Here is a 16,130-nt window from a genome sequence, read left to right on the forward strand (position 1 = left end):
GGGACTCGACTGGAAGACACGAGCGTTCTGTGGAATACAGCCCCGCGGGAACGTCCGCGGCCAGCGCGGAGGATTCCCAGTCCAGTTCTCCCGTCGTCCAGTCCTCGTTCGTCATCAGGTAGTCGTGCATGGGCGCGAACGCGCCCTGCTTCTGCGCGCAGATCGCCGCGCGCGCCGCCTGTGCGGAACGTTCCGAGAGGGGCACGTGCACCAGCACGACCCGGGCGTCACCCGACGCCACCCACGCGTTCACGGTCTCGTGCGACGAGCGGCAGAAGGGGCACAGGTAGTCGCTGAATTCGAAGATCACGTGCGGGGCCGCGTCCTCCCCGAGCACGCTTCTCCGGTCCGCGGCGGCCTCCTTCCACCCCTCCCGGTAGAGCGCGAGCACCTGCCGCTCGGCCTTCCACTCCCGCAGGCGGGCGCCGACGACGCCCGACGGACGGAACGCGATCACCGCCAGCAGGATGAAGCACACGGCGAGACCGATGTCCTGGATCCGGGGCGGCTTCATCTCCCCGGTGCCCTCGCGCCCGCGGGCAGCGGGACGATCAGGATGTGTTCGATATCGAGTTCATCCCGCACCACTCCGACCGCCTCCGTTTCGTCGGCCCACAGCAGATCGAAGCCGCCGGGAAACTCGACGTCGCGGGCGGGGCTTCCCGGCCCGGCGTACACGCTCCAGATCGTGGCCTCTTCTCCGCCGCGCGCGGCGTCCGTTCGCGGCCGGTAACCCGTTACCCAGACGCGGCCGTCGTCGCCCGCAACCACGCTTCCCAGAGGCGGGAAGGAATCGGGAACCGCCCACACATCGAGCGTGGCCGTCATGCGGGTCCGCAGTTGGGCCGGCAGGAGACGGTTCATCTCGGCGCGGAGGGGAGCCAGCGCCACCTCGCGGTCCTCCGCGGTCACGGGAATCGATGGGAGGGAGAACTCGATCGGGGCCAGCGGCATGCCGCCAGGCGTCACCCGCTCCGCGCGCGGACGTCCCGTGGACCCGTAGAGAAGGACCGAATCGCGGGGCAGCACGAACGGCTGAGGCGAGAACGCAATGCGGCCCGAGATGTAGGAGTCTCCGGGATAGCGGAAGACCCGTATCCCCGTGGTCTCCGCGACGGGGTCGAAACCGGTTCCCTCGGCCGACGTGAGGAAGATGACGATCTGCAGGGGATGAGACTCGCCGATCTCGTCGACGCTTCGGTCAGGCCTTTCGACGGCCCACACGAGCCGACCGTCAACCATGGAACCCTGCAATCGCGGGGACTGCAGGGTGTCCCCCGGAAGGATCGGAATCCGGACGCGCCGCACCTCCCCGCCGGCGTACGACCACACGGACACGTCGCCGCGCTCGTCATCGAATACGACCACGGAATCGCCCCGATATCCGAAGAGCGCCGTCAGTTCCCCGAGTTCACGCGGCCCGCCGCCCGCGCCGCCCCGGGTGTCACGCCACGCGCCGTCGAGCGCGAACGTGCGCAGCGTGGCATCGCCCCGGTTCGCCACGATCAGCGCATCGGCCGCCCGGTCCACGACGACACCGGCGATGTCGTGAAAATCCGTCTGCCCCTCCCCGGACGCGCCTCCGAGCCGCACGCGGGGCGGCCCCGCGCGAAGGTGCGCGGGGTCCGCTCCGAAGTCCGTCCTCGGCTCCGCCGAGTCGACCGTGTCGGTCCGGTTTTCGCCGTCCAGACATGCGGCAGCCAGCATCGCGGCCGCACATGTCGTCCAGTACCGGGGCCGCGCGCCGGCCCTCGTCGTCTCGAGCCTCATGTGGTCACCGTCAGAAGAGAGTGGTCGCCGTCAGAAGAGATAGGGATCCGAAGGCGGACCCCACGTGGGGAAGTAGCATTCCCGCACGCACTCGCTGACTTCGTAGTTGCAGCCCCACTCGCCGTCCAGGACGCACTCCGACCATCCTCGATAACACTCCGTCACGCAGTCGTCGCCGCCTCGCGAGGACGCGGCCCGGCCGGGTTGCGCCAGGATGGCCGTGGCCAGCACGAGGTTGAAACCAAGGAGTACCCAGCGTCCCGCTTTCGTCGTCTTCATCGTCCCCTCCCATTCCCGGGTCGTCGGGAGGCCGGGTCGCGGCCGCCGTCGTGCCTGACGCGCTCGTCGCGACCCCTCGGGACGGACCCTCCGTCCCGTGCCTTCCGAGATTCGCCCTCCAGAGTCCGGCCGGCCATCAACGGGCTATCAACTCGCTCGCCGCAGACGGCGGCAAGGTCGCGGCTGGCGACGGCGGGGTCGCGCCGGACGGCACTCGCCTGCCCTTCGCACGCCACGTATCGTCGGAACCTCACGGAATCGCGGGAGTCGGATCGGAGCCGCGGGGAGCCGGACCGGAACCACGGGGATGACAGGAGGCATGGATGGCGGATGTGCTCTGCGTAGGCGGGACGGGGACCGTCGGGAGTCGGGTCGCCGAGGGCCTGGTGGCCCGCGGCGTATCCGTCCGGTGCCTGACGCGCTCGGCGGACCGGGACGGGACGTCCGACGAAGGGGTCGAATTCGTGCGGGGCGACCTGGAGCAGCCCGACACGCTCGGGCCGGCGCTCGAGGGCGTGTCGCGCATGCACCTCCTCACGGCGCTCCACCCGCGCGAGGCGCAACTCGGCATCGCGGCGGTCGATGCGGCCGCGGCGGCCGGCGTCGAGCGGATCGTCTTCCATTCCGCGCACCGCGCGCACGCGGCGCCTCACATCCCCCACTTCGCGAGCAAGATGGAGATCCTGGCCGCGCTCGAAGCTTCCGGCGTGCCGTGGGCGACGATCGAGCCGAACCACTATTTCCAGAACGACCTGTGGCTGCGGCGGTCGCTCGAAGCCGGGATCTATCCCGCGCCGCTCGGGGGCGTGGGGCTGCACCGGGTCGATGTCCGCGACATCGCCGACGCCACCGTGAACGCGCTCCTCGACGATGGCCACGAGGGGATCCGGCATCCCGTGGTCGGGCCCGAACTCCTGACTGGCGCCGATGTCGTCCGCACGTGGAGCGAACGTCTCGACTGCGAGATCGAGTACGCGGGTGACGACCTCGACGCGTGGGAGGCGCGCGCGGGCCGACACCTGCCGGACTGGCTCGTGCGGGACCTGCGGGCCATGTCGGAGCACTTCCTGTCCGACGGGCTCATCGCCACGGAGGAAGACTTCGCGACGATGAGCCACGTGCTGGGGCACGCGCCGCGCGTGTTCGAGGATTTCGTGCGGGAGACGGTCGCGGCATGGTCCGACGGAGGCGCATGAAGCCATGTTCACGGTATACATCTTCAGTCTTCTCGTAGGCGGCGGCTTCCTCGCGCTATCCGTGTTCGGCGACTTCCTGGACGGCATGGACATCGACGTGGATGTCGACGCGGATCTGGACGCGGGGGGCGCGGCCGACGTGGCGAGACTCCTTTCGCTGCGGACGATCGTCTACGCCATGTTCGGGTTCGGCGCGACCGGGGCCATCCTGCACTGGTTCACGGCACCGGCCGTCACGGCCGTCATCGCCGGCGTCACGGGACTGGCCTCCGGGGCGTTCATCGGCGCCGCCTTCCGGTACATCAAGCGCTCGGGGTCCGGCACCGCACTCGGTGAGCGTTCGCTGGCCGGGTTGACCGGCGAAGTCACGATGGAAATAGCGCCGGACAGCGCGGGTACGGTGAAGGTGTCGCGCGGCGAGCGCCGTTTCAGGGTGCGGGCCCGCATGGACTCGACCTGCCCGGACGACCTGCCGCTGCGCGCCGGACAGTCGGTCGTCGTCGTGCGCATGACGGACGGCATCGCGGATGTCGTGCCCGTGGATCCCGAAGACATGAAGCTGCTCGAGGAATGAGGTTGAAATGCAAGACTTTCTGAATCTCCTGGCCGCCCCCGTCGTGATGGCGGGCGTCTTCTTCGTCGTCGTACTCGTGGCGATCATCACGATCAAGAACCTGATCGTGATCGTTCCCCCCAACCGCGCGGCCGTGATCACGGGCCGGAACCGCATGCTGACCGATGGCCAGGCCGTCGGCTACCGCTCCATCTCGGGCGGGCGCACGCTCCGGATCCCGATCATCGAGACGGTCCAGCACATGAACCTCGAGACCATCCCCATCGAGGTCTCCGTCAGCAACGCCTTCTCGAAGGGGAACATCCCGCTCAGCGTGGAGGCGATCGCCAACGTGAAGATCGCCTCGGAGCCCGAGTGGGTGTTCAACAACTCGGTCGAGCGCCTGCTCGGGAAGACGGAGGAGGAAGTTCGGGAACTCGCCCAGGACACGCTCACGGGGAACCTGCGGGGCGTGCTCGCCACGCTCACGCCCGAAGCCGTGAACGAGGACCGGCTGGGCTTCGCCAAGGCGCTGGCGGAGGATGCGGGTGAGGACCTGGCGTCGCTCGGCTTCCACCTCGACGTGCTCAAGATCCAGAACGTGAGCGACGAGCGCGGCTACCTCGACGCGATCGGGCGGGAGAAGTCGGCCGAGGCGATCCGGCAGGCCGAGATCGCCGAAGCGCAGGCGGAGGCCGACACGCGCGAGGCTCAGGCCGAGGCGAGGCGGCGCGCCGAGGTGCGGGAGGCCGCGGCCTCGATCAAGATCGCCGAGGCCCAGAACGAGTTGCGGGTGCGCAAGGCCGAACTGCACCGCGAGGGCGACACGGCCGAGAAGATCGCGCGCGTGAAGGCGCAGGAGGCCGAGGTCGAGGCCGAGAAGATCCTCGAGATGAAGCGCGTGGAGCGCGAGGAGCAGCGCCTGCGGGCGGACGTGATCGAGCCCGCCAAGGCCGACAAGATGGCCGCGTTCGCGCGGGCGGAGGCCGAGGCGGCCCCGATCCTGGAGCGCGGGAAGGCCCAGGTCGAGGTCCTGAAGCGGCTTTATGCCGAGGTCCAGACCGGAGGCGAGGCCGCGTTCGCCGTGTTCATGGCCGAGAAGCTCCCCGAGCTGCTCGAGATCGCCGTTGGCGCCGTGGAAGGCGTGGACATCGACCGCGTCGTCGTGATGGACGGCGGCCAGGGCGAGGGTGTGTCCAACGCGCTCAACCAGCGCGTGAGAGGCGCCTACGGGACCATGGAGGGACTCGCGTCGGTGCTGGGCCTCGACATCCAGGAGGTGCTGCAGCGGGCCGTGGGCTCGGCGGCTGCGGACGGCGGTGAAGCCGCAGCTCCCGAGCTTCCGCCCGCATGACACGAATCGTTCTCGCGCTGGCGCTCGCGTTGGCGGCCAGCGAGGTCACTGCGCAGCCGTACGTCGGGTCGGAGTTGGGGTTCACGCTCGCTCCGGCCATGCGGCTCGTGGGCACGGACAACGACTGGGGCACGCGTTGCGACCTGCTCATCAACCCCGACGGGGTGGAGACGGGATCGGAGTGCGACACGCCACCGCCCCCGACCGAGTGGGCGAACGAATCCGGCCGCACGAGGGGGACCGCGACGGGAATCTCGGCGGGTTACCGGTTCGGCAGATTCCGGGTCGAGGCCGAGTACCGGTACCGCGCCGCGCCGTATCACGACTACGCGCCGACGGAGATCGGCGACGTGGTGACCGCCCAGAAGGCCGACCAGGAACTGGAGAGGGCGATCGGCGGCGCCGGGGACGTGAGCGTACACGGCGTGTTCACGAACCTCGCGGTCGATCTCGGCCCGGGCGGTGCGCGGCTGATGCCGTACGTGGGAGTCGGCGCGGGCGTGCAGCGCATGGCCGTCGACTATCTCAGCCTGTGGAAGCGAAACAACGATCCGGCGCGGATCGCCACCTTCGAGGACCCCCTGCTCCGCGCGAAGCTGGCCGGGACCACGACGCTCGGCACGGCGGTGCTCCACGACACCATGTTCGGCGCCCAGGCGCTGGCGGGCCTCGACTACCGCGTCGCCGACCGGTTCACAGTCGGAACCCGGATACGCTACGCGAAGGCGCTTGGCCCGTTCGAGAGCGAACCTCGCGAGTGGGATCAGCTACGCAGCCACGACTCTACCGTAGGCCGCGGCTCCCGCATCCTGTACACCGTGGAAACGCGCGACACGAGCGCCTTCACGGTGACCCTCAGCCTGAGATACGATCTCGAATAGCGCTCCCTAGTGCATGATTTCGTAGGCGCACGACGTACGGGATGTCGAGCGCGTCCCTTTCCACACTCAAGCTTCGTTAGGCTCGGCAGACCTGCCGAGGCACGCCTAGCTTGACGAGTGCTACGACGAATGCGTGGAGGGCGAGTGCGAACAGCAGTAAATCTACGTTGTTGTTTTTTGGGGGGCTTATATACGTGTCTTGATCCCTTCGCCAACTCGCGGGATCATCAGTGCTGATTCTCTTGGAACTTCGCCATCCATCGAAGGAATCAACTCACCAGCGAACTTGTCTAACCACGGACCCAGTACAAAGTTCGTTATCCACAACCCACAAAACTGACTGCTTGCTTGCTCGTACCATACATCTTGAATCGCATTATACTCACCACCGGGGGAAAAACCTCCACCAAAACCAACGGCCAAATATACCGGCACGTCCAGATTCCACTTGCTTACTTGATGTGCCTTTGCTTTGAGCTTGCGCTGGAATCCATCCTGCCATTGCGAACCCGCGAAAGATATCGCTGGCCATGAACCAATACCACCGTGGGCATTATTCGTCTTGGTCATCCAACTGATCCATAGACCCCAATCCTCAGATTCACATAGGTATCTCGCTACAGGTCCAGTGTAACCCCATCGATTTCGCCACTCTTCATCGGGTCGATGATAACCTTGTTGCTTTTCTCCAGTAGCCAAAAACGTTGCCGCCTGCTCACGTACCGCCCTTTCCATTTTCTTTGGCGAAATGCCGTCGCTGTTCCTTAAGTTACCCTTAGAACTCAAACTGAACCACACACCTAGTGGGTCACCTTCATCAAGACGATCTCTCAACTCATCAAGAAGCGCCGTTTCGCTACCGGACGGCTTGTACTTAGGGGGATTATCACGAATACTTGAAGCATCGCACTTCTACTTATCTTCCAACGGCTTACGAGTACGAAGCAACCGCCGCGCCAACTCTGGCGGGGTAATGCCGCCCAATTCGGGGTTAGGCGACGGCGCGTCCCACCGCTCGTGCCATGCCGTTATTTCTTCGTCCGTCATATGACCCGGCGAGCCGTCTACCCGCTCGTTCTTATCTGTTTCTTTGCTCATCCGTATCACCCTGCAATTTCTTGTCTAATGCGCAACACATCTTTAACGTTATCCTCTACCCGCCCTGTGTCTCTTCTTGAACGATCCCAGATCGCATCGCTCCACTCGTTCAACTCATCAACAGATGGAAGACTCCAGCTTCCTTGATGTCCTAAAGAATAAAACGGGCTCCAGCGCGATCCGTTTAATGACCTTTCACGGTCAAAGGGGAACTGGTGGACATTGTGCGAAAGCAACTCATCCATTTTCTCCGTGTTTTCCCTGTCCCATTCACCGTTCTCATCACGCGTGGCTTCGTACACGCCCCGCTGCACACGCAGCAGGTCGGCGCAATGAAGCGCCGCGTTTATGATAGGATGTAGAGCATTATGCACAAAATTGTCCTGTATCGAATCTTCCGTGCTCTTTCCCACTACGTTCAACACCATAGCGGTTTTTTCGGATATGTTCTTCAGAGCGTCGGAAATCTCCCCGTACGTAACTGAATCCGGGTTCATGTCCCTGTGCGCCACAACCTGATTACGCCACTTCTTGACACGCTCCACAGCCTGAGATGCTTCCTCTAGCAACTCACGTTCCCTAGCATGGCTGTCTTCGCGCAGAAGTCGATACAAGGATGCCGCGTTTTCGCCATCGCGCCACTTCTTCACCAACAACTCCGACGCAGCTAGCGCCGCTTCCTTGTACGCAGACACTACCAAGTCATCGTAGAGCGATGGTCCTATGACGTGTATGAGCAAAGAACGGACGGCAGTACTTTTCAGGAGCATGTCGCCGCGTTGTCTATGCTGATCTAACACGCCCCACTCCTGAAACGATCTCTCTCGCTGCAACTCCGCCTCGTTGCTCATCTTCCTTACTCCACCTTATCGTCTTCCGGCACAAAGTCAGCCGCTTTCGGGCCGCTCTTCCAGACCACCACAAACAGCAACAAGCTGATCGGCAGCGTCATAACCATCTCCGCATCGCCTGTCACCAACGCACCGAGTACCGACCCAACCCCGCCCAACCCGAACAACCACAACAACACTACCTTCGTCAGATACCGCCACGCAGCCTTCTCACGGGTGGTCATCCGGCGCTTTTCGGTCACTTCGCGTCTGCTTCAATTTCTCGGCTCATCGCCGATCTCACGATCTAGGTCCAGCGACTCCAACACATCGGAAATCGCTGCCATGTCAGCGTTCCAAACGCTACCATCATCCAGCCGCGCCCGTGCAACATAGGTTACTGTTATGAGATGCTCGTTGCTATCGTTTTGCGACAACATATTCCATGTCCCATCAAGTGTATGAGGACCGGGAAGCATACCTCGAACTTCCACGTTCGATAGGTTTGACATATGATCCCCAAACACATCGTACAAGACGTGTCGCACTTCAAGTGCCTGCACTGACGTTCCGACTTCAATGTCCGTTGACACTTCATATCGATAACGACGGTCTCGGAAGCGGATGCTCAACTCCGCCGCTTCAACCCTTATCGGACTCGAAGTAATGTTCAACGCGATGCTTTCTCTTTGCAATCTCGAACGATCATTGATCCGATCATGCGACACGCGAGATATCTCATACTCCTGCGCCGTACCTGCCCCCGCCGCAAGAAACATCATAACACACACCAGCCGAAAGACTCTCATCGGGTTACTCCTTGTCAGTTGGACTTGGCCATGTACCCGCGCTTTGCGTTCTCTCGCCGCAACCCGCTCAGCGTGTAGGTATGACTCTTGAGACGATTGCACGGCGAGCACAGCAGAATGCGATTGCTGATATGGTTCAACCCGCCGTCCGCTCGTGGCGTGTTATGGTCCAACTCCAGATAGCGCCTATCATCGAACGTCGGGTCACAGCCCTCGCAGACCTTGCCTCGCTTGCTCAGCAGTACTTCGTACATCGCGGCGCGGCTCATGTACGGCCCTGGCTCCTTCACACGCATCCGCGTACGCAACTTCGGCGCGGCTGTCTCACCGAAGTCTGTCCGCTCGGGTGGTTCGGTCTCGTAGTGTACCTCCCCCGCCGTGAACAACGTGTCTGCCACACCATCCGCACTTAACCATGCCTCTCGGCGTAGGCGGTCGATTACTACTTCATGTGCCCTGTCCCACAAATCTATCGCCACCCACTGCCGATCCATCTGCTCGGCGGCGATTGGCGTTGTAGCACAACCTGCGAAGGGGTCCAATACTATGTCGCCCTCGTTGCTGCTTGCCTCGATCATTCGCTTGTACAACTTCAAGGGCTTCTGAGTCGCAGCACCTGTTTTCTCGGCTGGACTCATGTGCATGGCATCGGGAATATCGTCCCACACATTACCCCATTTCTTACTTTCCCACACATATTCGCCGTCCCACTTCTCGGCAAAATACTTGATCCGTATGTTGTTGTTGCGCGTCACGTAAACACGGTTTTCAGCCCTGAGCCGTTCAATGCTTTCGTCAGTGTAATCGCCCCGTGGTGCCGTCTTAAAACACTCTCCGTCCACAACTCGATATGGCGACTCCTTTAGCGGAACTTTTACTGTGCGGGCGGGATAGTTCCAGCACCGCGTCTTAGCGTGTTTGCTGTAGAACAAGATGCTGTCATTGTTGCGAGCAAATTGCTTAGCAATAGCCTTAGCGCCACGAGCGGTTGTACCGTATACCCACAGAATCTCATTGCGGAAACTCTTCCACCCAAAGATCGCATCCATGCAGGCTTTCAAGTAATGGCTTGCTGTGTAATCGCAGTGTAAGTATATGCTGCCATCGCTCCGCAGTATGCGGTGCATCTCCATCAATCGGACGCTCATAAAGCACATGAACGCGCCCATGCCATCCGAGTGGGCATGACGAGCCGATTCAATGGCCTCCATCAACGGCGGGTTGTCGTCGCTGATCTGGTCCACCCACTCCTGATGAACGTCCCGTTCCCAACTCCATCGATCTTGGAAGCTCCCTCCTGATGCAAGGCTGTCGGGCGTAGCGTGGAAATCGCGGCCTTTGTTGAACGGTGGATCGGTCGCGATAAGGTGAACCGTGTTGCTATTCATGGCGCGGAGGAACTTCAGGTTGTCCCCGTGAAACAGTGTCCGGTTCTCCCAGTTCGGCTCGCCGGGTGCGCCCGGCGGAGCCATCACGAAGCACCTGAAAGGCTAGCATCGACACTGAACTCGGCGACTCGGCGACTCGGCGACTCGGCGACTCGGCGACTCGGCGACTCGGCCCCTGTCGCGAGCCTACGCCGCAACACTTCCCACGTCAACGCTGTACCCGTCATGCCGTCGCCTCCGCTTCCTCGTTGAACGTCAACTCCCTGAACAGGAGCCGCTTGCCTACCATGCCAGCCGCAATGTGCGCCATCTGGTCGATGGTGTCCATGTCCCTGATGTTGTGCCGTCCGGCGAACTCGTAGACGTACCGCTGAAGATGCTTCCAACTCACATGGTGGAACGTTCCGTGATACCCACGCTTCATCATGCTCCAGAAGCTCTCAACGCCGTTCACATGTGCCATGCCGTCCACGTACTCACCAACGCTATGCTTCACTGACTCCCTGTCGGCCAAGCCCTCGTACACCCGCGCTTCGTCCGTGTAGACCTTCGCGCCCTTCTGGCGGCTCGACTCGACCAGCGGGTGTACCGTCGCCTTGTCTACGCTGTCCACCACGACCGCCTTGATCCGCTTCGTCTTCCGGTCCTTCACGGCCACGACCTTCGCCATGTCTACCGGACCCCTGCCGCTCAACGTACGGCGGATCGCCAGCGGCTTGTTCTCACGCCTGCCACCGAAGTAACCCTCGTCTACTTCGATATCGCCAGCGAACCGGTCCAACTCCGCAGCTTCCGCAGCCAACCCCTCGCGAATGCGGTGGAACATGAACCACGCCGCCTGATAGCTGATCTTGAGATCACGATGCAGCTTCATCGCGCTCACGCCCTTCAGACTGGTCGCGCTCAAATAGATCGCCCATGCCCACTTCCTGAGCGGCAAGTTACTGGCTTCCATAGCGCTGCCCGTCTTGAGCGAGAAATATCGCTTGCAATCGCGACAGCGATACGGCATCGGTTTGCCGGACTTCACTCTGTATGCGTTCACTGAACCGCACCGAAGGCAGCACATCTCGCCATCGGGCCAGTAAAGACTCTCGAACCACTTCTCGGCAGCCGCTTCGTCGGGAAACCGCTCAGCCAACTCTATCAGGCTAATACCCTTACGATGCGACCGTCCAACACTTCCCATCCCGCTTGACTTTCTTCCCGTCGCCATCGTACCTTCGTTCTGTCTCCCGTTCGTTTGTTGTGTTGGGAACTGTTCCCGTCCACACATTCAAACTAACGGATAACTAACGAAAATCAATATGTTGACAGACCAACCGAAACCAAGGGATCATTCAAATGCAACAAGAAACTCTGAATCTTGGCGCACTTATCCTTATCTCTATTTCTGGTCCCGTAACTGCCGGACTACTCGCCGGGTTCGTTACTCTTATCCTGAACAAACGAACAACAAAATCCCAACAGGAACGCGACGAAGCACAAGCTCTTCACGATAAGACGCTTGAAGCTGAACAGCGTCTTGCTGCCATCCGTGCACCGCTTTATCGAGATTTACTCAAGCCGTGGGCGCTCTTATGGGCTGGAATCAAGACCGGTCAACAAGACCTGAATAAAGCCCTAAAGCTGATGCAATCATCCGAGTACCTAGAAACACTATTTGCATTCAATACCACAGCACCTGACGAGCTAGTAGAAAGCTACAATGACCTGATGACTACGTTATTCTCTTTGAACGAAGCTACTTCTACCGACGAAGAGAAGAAACAAGCCATTCTCAAAACAGGTGAACTCTTACTCGCTATCCGTCGCGGTTTTGGGATGACCGATACAAAGCTGGACGCCAAGGACATGCTTCGCGCAAAGATTCAAGATATCGACACCATACTCTGACGTACCACGTACATTACGCCACGAACAAAAGCAAGCCAATCACATGTAATACAAAACACAGCGTGTCCTACTGTTCCTACATTTCGACAGTTATTCATGGCAACTTCCCTCCCGATAAGACCACTCGTCCCATCATCAAGTATTCGTGATAATCCCCGTACTTAGGGCTGTGACAAACCGTAGCCTCAACAGCAAACTCACCGGGAACATAGACATCGGGTCCATCATGATCGGCAACGGCAAATCCGCAATCAATGACGTGAGAGAAAATAAATAACTCAAAAAGAACATCAACAAACTGGTGATGTCTACGTGACTTCATGCGTTGTACGGCGTCCAATCTCCTTGCTTCAGTCGGAAGTTGGTGAAGAGTCACATCAACGAAGTTACGCACATCGTTCATCTCGGGATGCCGTTGAACGAATTCAAACGTCGTTTCCTTCGACTCGATTCGCCGGTCACTTTGCTCCACATCTTGCCAAATAGATGTTTGAAATACCAATCTACGTGCTCCTTATCAATCCTATTGCTTCACCGAAGCGGTGCCCAGCGATTTCTGATACCCTCATCAATGATCCTGTTCAACTGCGAACGCGTGATGCTATATGCGCGCTCAGCCGTCTGCATGCGAGCCACGTCATGCGCGTTACCGCCCGGCACGGAAGTCAGGAACTCGCCCTTGCGGCTGTGTGGCCAGGGCCCGCTCGAGCGCGATGATGTCCAGAACAAGGGGCGGACTGCTCGTCAGCTCAGGGTCGATGGGAACCTCGCGACGCCGCTGGCGCGCCCGGACCAACTTCAGGGCCGTTCGAGCCGCGACGATGCGCAGCCACGTTCCGAGCGAACTTCTTCGATCAAAGCGCTTGAGGGCGGTGGGCAGTTTGGCGAAGACTTCCTGCAACACGTCCTTTGCGTCGGGCGACGAGTCGGTAAGGCGGTACGCGACGGCGAACACCGTATCCGAGTGCTCTTCATACAACGCCTGAAGAGCCTCGCGGTCTCCGGTGGCAGCCCGACGGGCGAGTCGCGCTTCCTGACTTGCCTCAATCACTCGATCAACAGTCTTGCTGAGCCCAGCTCGACCTCCACGGCATCGGACGACTCCTGCGGGGAACTTCGACGCGCACCGGCGCTCCTCGCGTCCGGACACTTCACCGGCCCTACCATCTTAGATGCCACGAAACGGCGAAACCTTACATGCGCCGTTCGAACAGCCTTGATCAGCGCGCCGGGGGGCGGTTCGAGGTCGTCCCGTAACATGCGTTATGGCAACAGACTAGGAGATGTTCCGTGCAGGATGGCAGAGTCCGAGGCCGCTGGCCGCCGAGTGCCGGATCGCCAGCAGGGTGTGGGAGGAGATTAACAACGGCTGGCCTGCCCCAGGCTACTGGAGCAGGCCGGCCGTATGCTTCGCGTGGCTCCTCACGGAGCCAACGTGCGCGCGTCTAGTCGAGCCGGATGACGCCGCGGCCGTGGTTGGGTCGCATCTCTTCTCCTTTGGGGTGTGTCGTTCGTTGCCGGGAAAACGCGCCGGAAAACGGCGCTCCCGATGATGTAGACGCCTCGGGTCCGAAAAATCTTACATCGCGTCGGGAGCCGCCGGAGAAAACGCGCCGCCGATAGCGGCGTCTCGGACGCCGCGGCTGCCGGCCTGCGCGCGAGGCGTCGGTCGCGGAGTCGAGCCTACTTCGTCCAGATCATGACGGCGCCGCAGCGGGAGTCGGGCCCGCCGAACTCGGCGGGGAGCGACGCGGCGCCCGTGTACACTTCGATCCCGGCGATCTCCGTCGGGAGGACGAGGTCGTTGATGGATTCCCGGGGCTGCGTTTGGCCGAAAGGTCCCCCCGCTGTGAGGCTCCAGCGCTCACTGCTCCCGCGGATCGCGAGGATGCCGTCGAGGTAGATGTTCAGCTTGCAGCCCTGGTCCGAGAACCCTCGTGAGTGCGTCGTGCTGTAGAGCTTACAGCCGTGCCCCCACACGTCGCAGTTCGCGAGCCGCACGCCGGGAGCGTCCGCGATCATGTGCGTGATACGGGAAGGGTTGCGGCGCTCGATGTCCTCGGCCGTGAAGAACTCGCCGCCTCCCAGCAACTCGCCCCAATACCTGCGTTCATAGAACCCCTTGATCTCCAGGCGCCTGGGTCTCGTGGCCGTGGCGACGATGGGTTCAAGCTCGACGGGGTCCGGCGGGAGGCTCACCTCGACCTGGGTCGTGTGGCCCAGGGTCACGGTCACTGGGTGCGCCAGGGGGGCGTATCCGATGTGACGCACCGACAGTTCGTATTCGCCGATGGGCAGCCCGCTGAAGATGAACCGGCCCCTTCGGTTGGTCTGGACTTCCTGCGCCCGCCCCGCGACTGAGACGGCGGCCGCCACGACAGGCTGGTCAGTCCGGGCGTCGCTTATTTCGCCGATGATGCGTCCCGTCCGCGTCTCTCCGAACAGGAGCCCGAGTTCCAATTCGTGCGCCGCGCCCGCTTCGAGAGCGACGGTCGCCTCCTCGCTGGAAGCGTCGCCGAACTCCGCCCACAACGTGGCCTGTCCCGCGTCCCGGGGCACGCAGAGGAAGAGCCGCCCCTCCGCATCCGCCTCCTCGCGCACGGGTCGGCGGACCGCATCCGTCCAGCGCAGCACGACCGTGGCGCCGGGAATCGCAATCAGCCCCGACTCGTCGGTCACCGCGACGGCAAGCGAGGCCCGCCCGCCGCAGCCGGTGGCTTCCGGCAGCGCCTGCGCCTGCGGAACCTGCCATGCGGCGGCGTCGTCGCTCGTGGCGAAGAGAGTGGCGAGGAGAAGAGAGAGGATGAGAGCCGCCCGGTGAAGCGCGAAGGAGGGCAACGGAGCGGCGCAGGAGCGGGGAGTCCGAGACCGTCCTCGCAGGTCGTGCATGGGCCTTCTCCCTCCCCCGGCGGGGCGCGCGGATGGAGCTACGTTCTCAACCTGTCATATGCGCGGAGCGCACGAAAGTTCACGCGCTACTTCGCCCGCTACTTCGTCCAGATCACGACGGCGCCGCAGCGGGCGTCGGAGCCGGAGAACTCCGCCGGGAGCGACGCCGCGCCCCGGTAGATCTCGATGCCGGCGATCTCGATGGGCAGGACGAAATCGTTGATCGATTCGGGCGGGCGAACCCAGCGTGCCTCGCTCTCACGAATCACGAGGTTGCCGTCCAGATACACGTTCATGAGACACCCGCCGGACGCGAACCCCGTCGACCCCCTGGAGCTGTACAGCTTGCAGCCGTACCCGCGGAGCGTGCAGTTCGCGAGTCGGACCCCGGGTGCATCCGCGATCATGTGCGTGATTCGCACGGGGTTTCGGCGCTCGATGTCTTCGGCCGTGAAGAAGGTGCCGCCGGCGACCTGCTCTCCCCAGTACTTGCGTTCGTAGAACCCCTTGATCTCCAGGCGTCGCGGCCTCGTCGCCGTGGCCACGAGCGGCTCGAGTTCCACCGGGTCCGGCGACAGACGCGCGTCGACCTCGGTCGTGTGGCCGCGGGTCACGGTCACCGAGTGCGTCAGCGGCGAGAATCCGATGTGCCGGAACGAGAGTTCGTGCTCGCCGACGGGCAGCCCGCTGAGCACGAACCGGCCCGTCCGGTTGCTCTGCACGACGGCCGCGCGGCTCCCGACCGAAATCTCGGCCGCAACCACGGGCCGGTGGGTCCGGGCATCGCGCACCTGGCCGACCACGCGGCCCGTCGTCGTCTCTCCGAACAGGAGTCCGAGTTGGACCTCATGTGCCGCCCCCGGTTCGAGGGCAACCACGGTCTCCTCGCTGGAAGCGTCGCCGAACTCCGCCCACAGCGTAGCTTGTCCCGCGTCCGTGGGTACACAGAGGATGAGCCGCCCCTCGCCATCCGCCTCCTCGCGCACGGGCTGGCGGACCGCGTCCGTCCAGCGCAGGACGACCGTGGCGCCGGGAATCGCAATCAGCCCCGAATCGTCGGTCACGGTAATCGCCAGTGAGGCCCGCCCGCCGCATTCTCCGCCCTGCGATGGCGCGGCCTGAAATGCAGCGACTGGATCGGCACCGAAGGCCAGGAATACCGCTATCGAGGTAGCGATCAGGAGCGA

At 62.5% G+C, this 16,130-nt stretch carries 18 protein-coding genes; 5 read left to right on the forward strand and 13 right to left on the reverse strand.

The window, feature by feature from the left end:
• The 3 genes from RN901_RS07180 to RN901_RS07190 all read right to left on the reverse strand — a co-directional run.
• The coding region (locus RN901_RS07180) for a thioredoxin domain-containing protein (RefSeq protein ID WP_310757430.1) at positions 1 to 514 on the reverse strand (514 nt) is incomplete at its 3' end.
• Entirely contained in the window at positions 511 to 1,770 is a 1,260-nt protein-coding gene (locus RN901_RS07185) for a hypothetical protein (protein ID WP_310757432.1), read from the reverse strand. The genes RN901_RS07180 and RN901_RS07185, both read right to left, overlap by 4 nt.
• 30 nt (positions 1,771 to 1,800) lie before the next feature.
• Complete coding sequence (locus RN901_RS07190; protein ID WP_310757434.1) at positions 1,801 to 2,049, reverse strand: hypothetical protein; 249 nt, start codon at positions 2,047 to 2,049, stop codon at positions 1,801 to 1,803.
• Between the two features lie 323 nt (positions 2,050 to 2,372).
• Between RN901_RS07190 and RN901_RS07195 the strand changes: the two genes are divergently transcribed.
• Genes RN901_RS07195 through RN901_RS07210 form a run of 4 tightly spaced genes read left to right on the forward strand, consistent with a single transcriptional unit; the run spans position 2,373 to position 6,033 of the window.
• Entirely contained in the window at positions 2,373 to 3,245 is an 873-nt protein-coding gene (locus RN901_RS07195; RefSeq protein ID WP_310757436.1) for an NmrA family NAD(P)-binding protein, read from the forward strand.
• A 4-nt stretch (positions 3,246 to 3,249) separates the two neighbouring features.
• On the forward strand, positions 3,250 to 3,819 hold the full coding sequence (locus RN901_RS07200) for a hypothetical protein (protein WP_310757438.1): 570 nt from the start codon (positions 3,250 to 3,252) through the stop codon (positions 3,817 to 3,819).
• A 7-nt stretch (positions 3,820 to 3,826) separates the two neighbouring features.
• Complete coding sequence (locus RN901_RS07205; RefSeq protein ID WP_310757440.1) at positions 3,827 to 5,152, forward strand: SPFH domain-containing protein; 1,326 nt, start codon at positions 3,827 to 3,829, stop codon at positions 5,150 to 5,152.
• Entirely contained in the window at positions 5,149 to 6,033 is an 885-nt protein-coding gene (locus RN901_RS07210) for an outer membrane beta-barrel protein (RefSeq protein ID WP_310757443.1), read from the forward strand. Before RN901_RS07205 ends, RN901_RS07210 begins: the two co-directional genes overlap by 4 nt.
• Positions 6,034 to 6,219: 186 nt before the next feature.
• Here the strand turns inward: RN901_RS07210 and RN901_RS07215 are convergent, their stop codons facing one another.
• From RN901_RS07215 to RN901_RS07240, 6 genes are all read right to left on the reverse strand, one after another.
• Positions 6,220 to 6,603, reverse strand: coding sequence for a hypothetical protein (locus RN901_RS07215; RefSeq protein ID WP_310757445.1), 384 nt, complete (start codon positions 6,601 to 6,603; stop codon positions 6,220 to 6,222).
• 533 nt (positions 6,604 to 7,136) lie between these two features.
• Positions 7,137 to 7,982 (reverse strand): hypothetical protein, encoded by an 846-nt coding sequence (locus tag RN901_RS07220; RefSeq protein ID WP_310757447.1) that lies wholly within the window; start codon positions 7,980 to 7,982, stop codon positions 7,137 to 7,139.
• 5 nt (positions 7,983 to 7,987) lie between these two features.
• Positions 7,988 to 8,224: a hypothetical protein gene (locus tag RN901_RS07225; RefSeq protein WP_310757449.1), complete on the reverse strand. Its 237-nt coding sequence runs from the start codon at positions 8,222 to 8,224 to the stop codon at positions 7,988 to 7,990.
• A gap of 12 nt (positions 8,225 to 8,236) precedes the next feature.
• Positions 8,237 to 8,770, reverse strand: a complete 534-nt coding sequence (locus RN901_RS07230; protein ID WP_310757451.1) for a hypothetical protein — start codon at positions 8,768 to 8,770, stop codon at positions 8,237 to 8,239.
• A gap of 14 nt (positions 8,771 to 8,784) precedes the next feature.
• On the reverse strand, positions 8,785 to 10,158 hold the full coding sequence (locus tag RN901_RS07235; RefSeq protein WP_310757453.1) for a DNA methyltransferase: 1,374 nt from the start codon (positions 10,156 to 10,158) through the stop codon (positions 8,785 to 8,787).
• Positions 10,159 to 10,381: 223 nt separating this feature from the next.
• Entirely contained in the window at positions 10,382 to 11,374 is a 993-nt protein-coding gene (locus RN901_RS07240) for an IS1595 family transposase (RefSeq protein WP_310757455.1), read from the reverse strand.
• A 128-nt stretch (positions 11,375 to 11,502) separates the two neighbouring features.
• Here RN901_RS07240 and RN901_RS07245 point away from each other — a divergent pair, with 128 nt between their 5' ends.
• Complete coding sequence (locus RN901_RS07245) at positions 11,503 to 12,054, forward strand: hypothetical protein (protein ID WP_310757456.1); 552 nt, start codon at positions 11,503 to 11,505, stop codon at positions 12,052 to 12,054.
• A gap of 94 nt (positions 12,055 to 12,148) precedes the next feature.
• On the opposite strand, the gene RN901_RS07250 is transcribed toward RN901_RS07245, so the two are convergent.
• From RN901_RS07250 to RN901_RS07265, 4 genes are all read right to left on the reverse strand, one after another.
• Entirely contained in the window at positions 12,149 to 12,556 is a 408-nt protein-coding gene (locus RN901_RS07250; RefSeq protein WP_310757458.1) for a hypothetical protein, read from the reverse strand.
• A gap of 144 nt (positions 12,557 to 12,700) precedes the next feature.
• The gene (locus RN901_RS07255) at positions 12,701 to 13,204 is read right to left on the reverse strand and encodes a sigma-70 family RNA polymerase sigma factor (protein ID WP_310757460.1); all 504 of its coding nucleotides are present in this window, start codon (positions 13,202 to 13,204) and stop codon (positions 12,701 to 12,703) included.
• A gap of 533 nt (positions 13,205 to 13,737) precedes the next feature.
• Positions 13,738 to 14,943, reverse strand: coding sequence for a carboxypeptidase regulatory-like domain-containing protein (locus RN901_RS07260; protein WP_310757462.1), 1,206 nt, complete (start codon positions 14,941 to 14,943; stop codon positions 13,738 to 13,740).
• Between the two features lie 98 nt (positions 14,944 to 15,041).
• Positions 15,042 to 16,007, reverse strand: a complete 966-nt coding sequence (locus RN901_RS07265) for a carboxypeptidase regulatory-like domain-containing protein (RefSeq protein ID WP_310757463.1) — start codon at positions 16,005 to 16,007, stop codon at positions 15,042 to 15,044.
• Positions 16,008 to 16,130: the final 123 nt, after the last annotated feature.

Source organism: Candidatus Palauibacter soopunensis (assembly GCF_947581735.1).
GTDB classification, from domain to species: domain Bacteria; phylum Gemmatimonadota; class Gemmatimonadetes; order Palauibacterales; family Palauibacteraceae; genus Palauibacter; species Palauibacter soopunensis.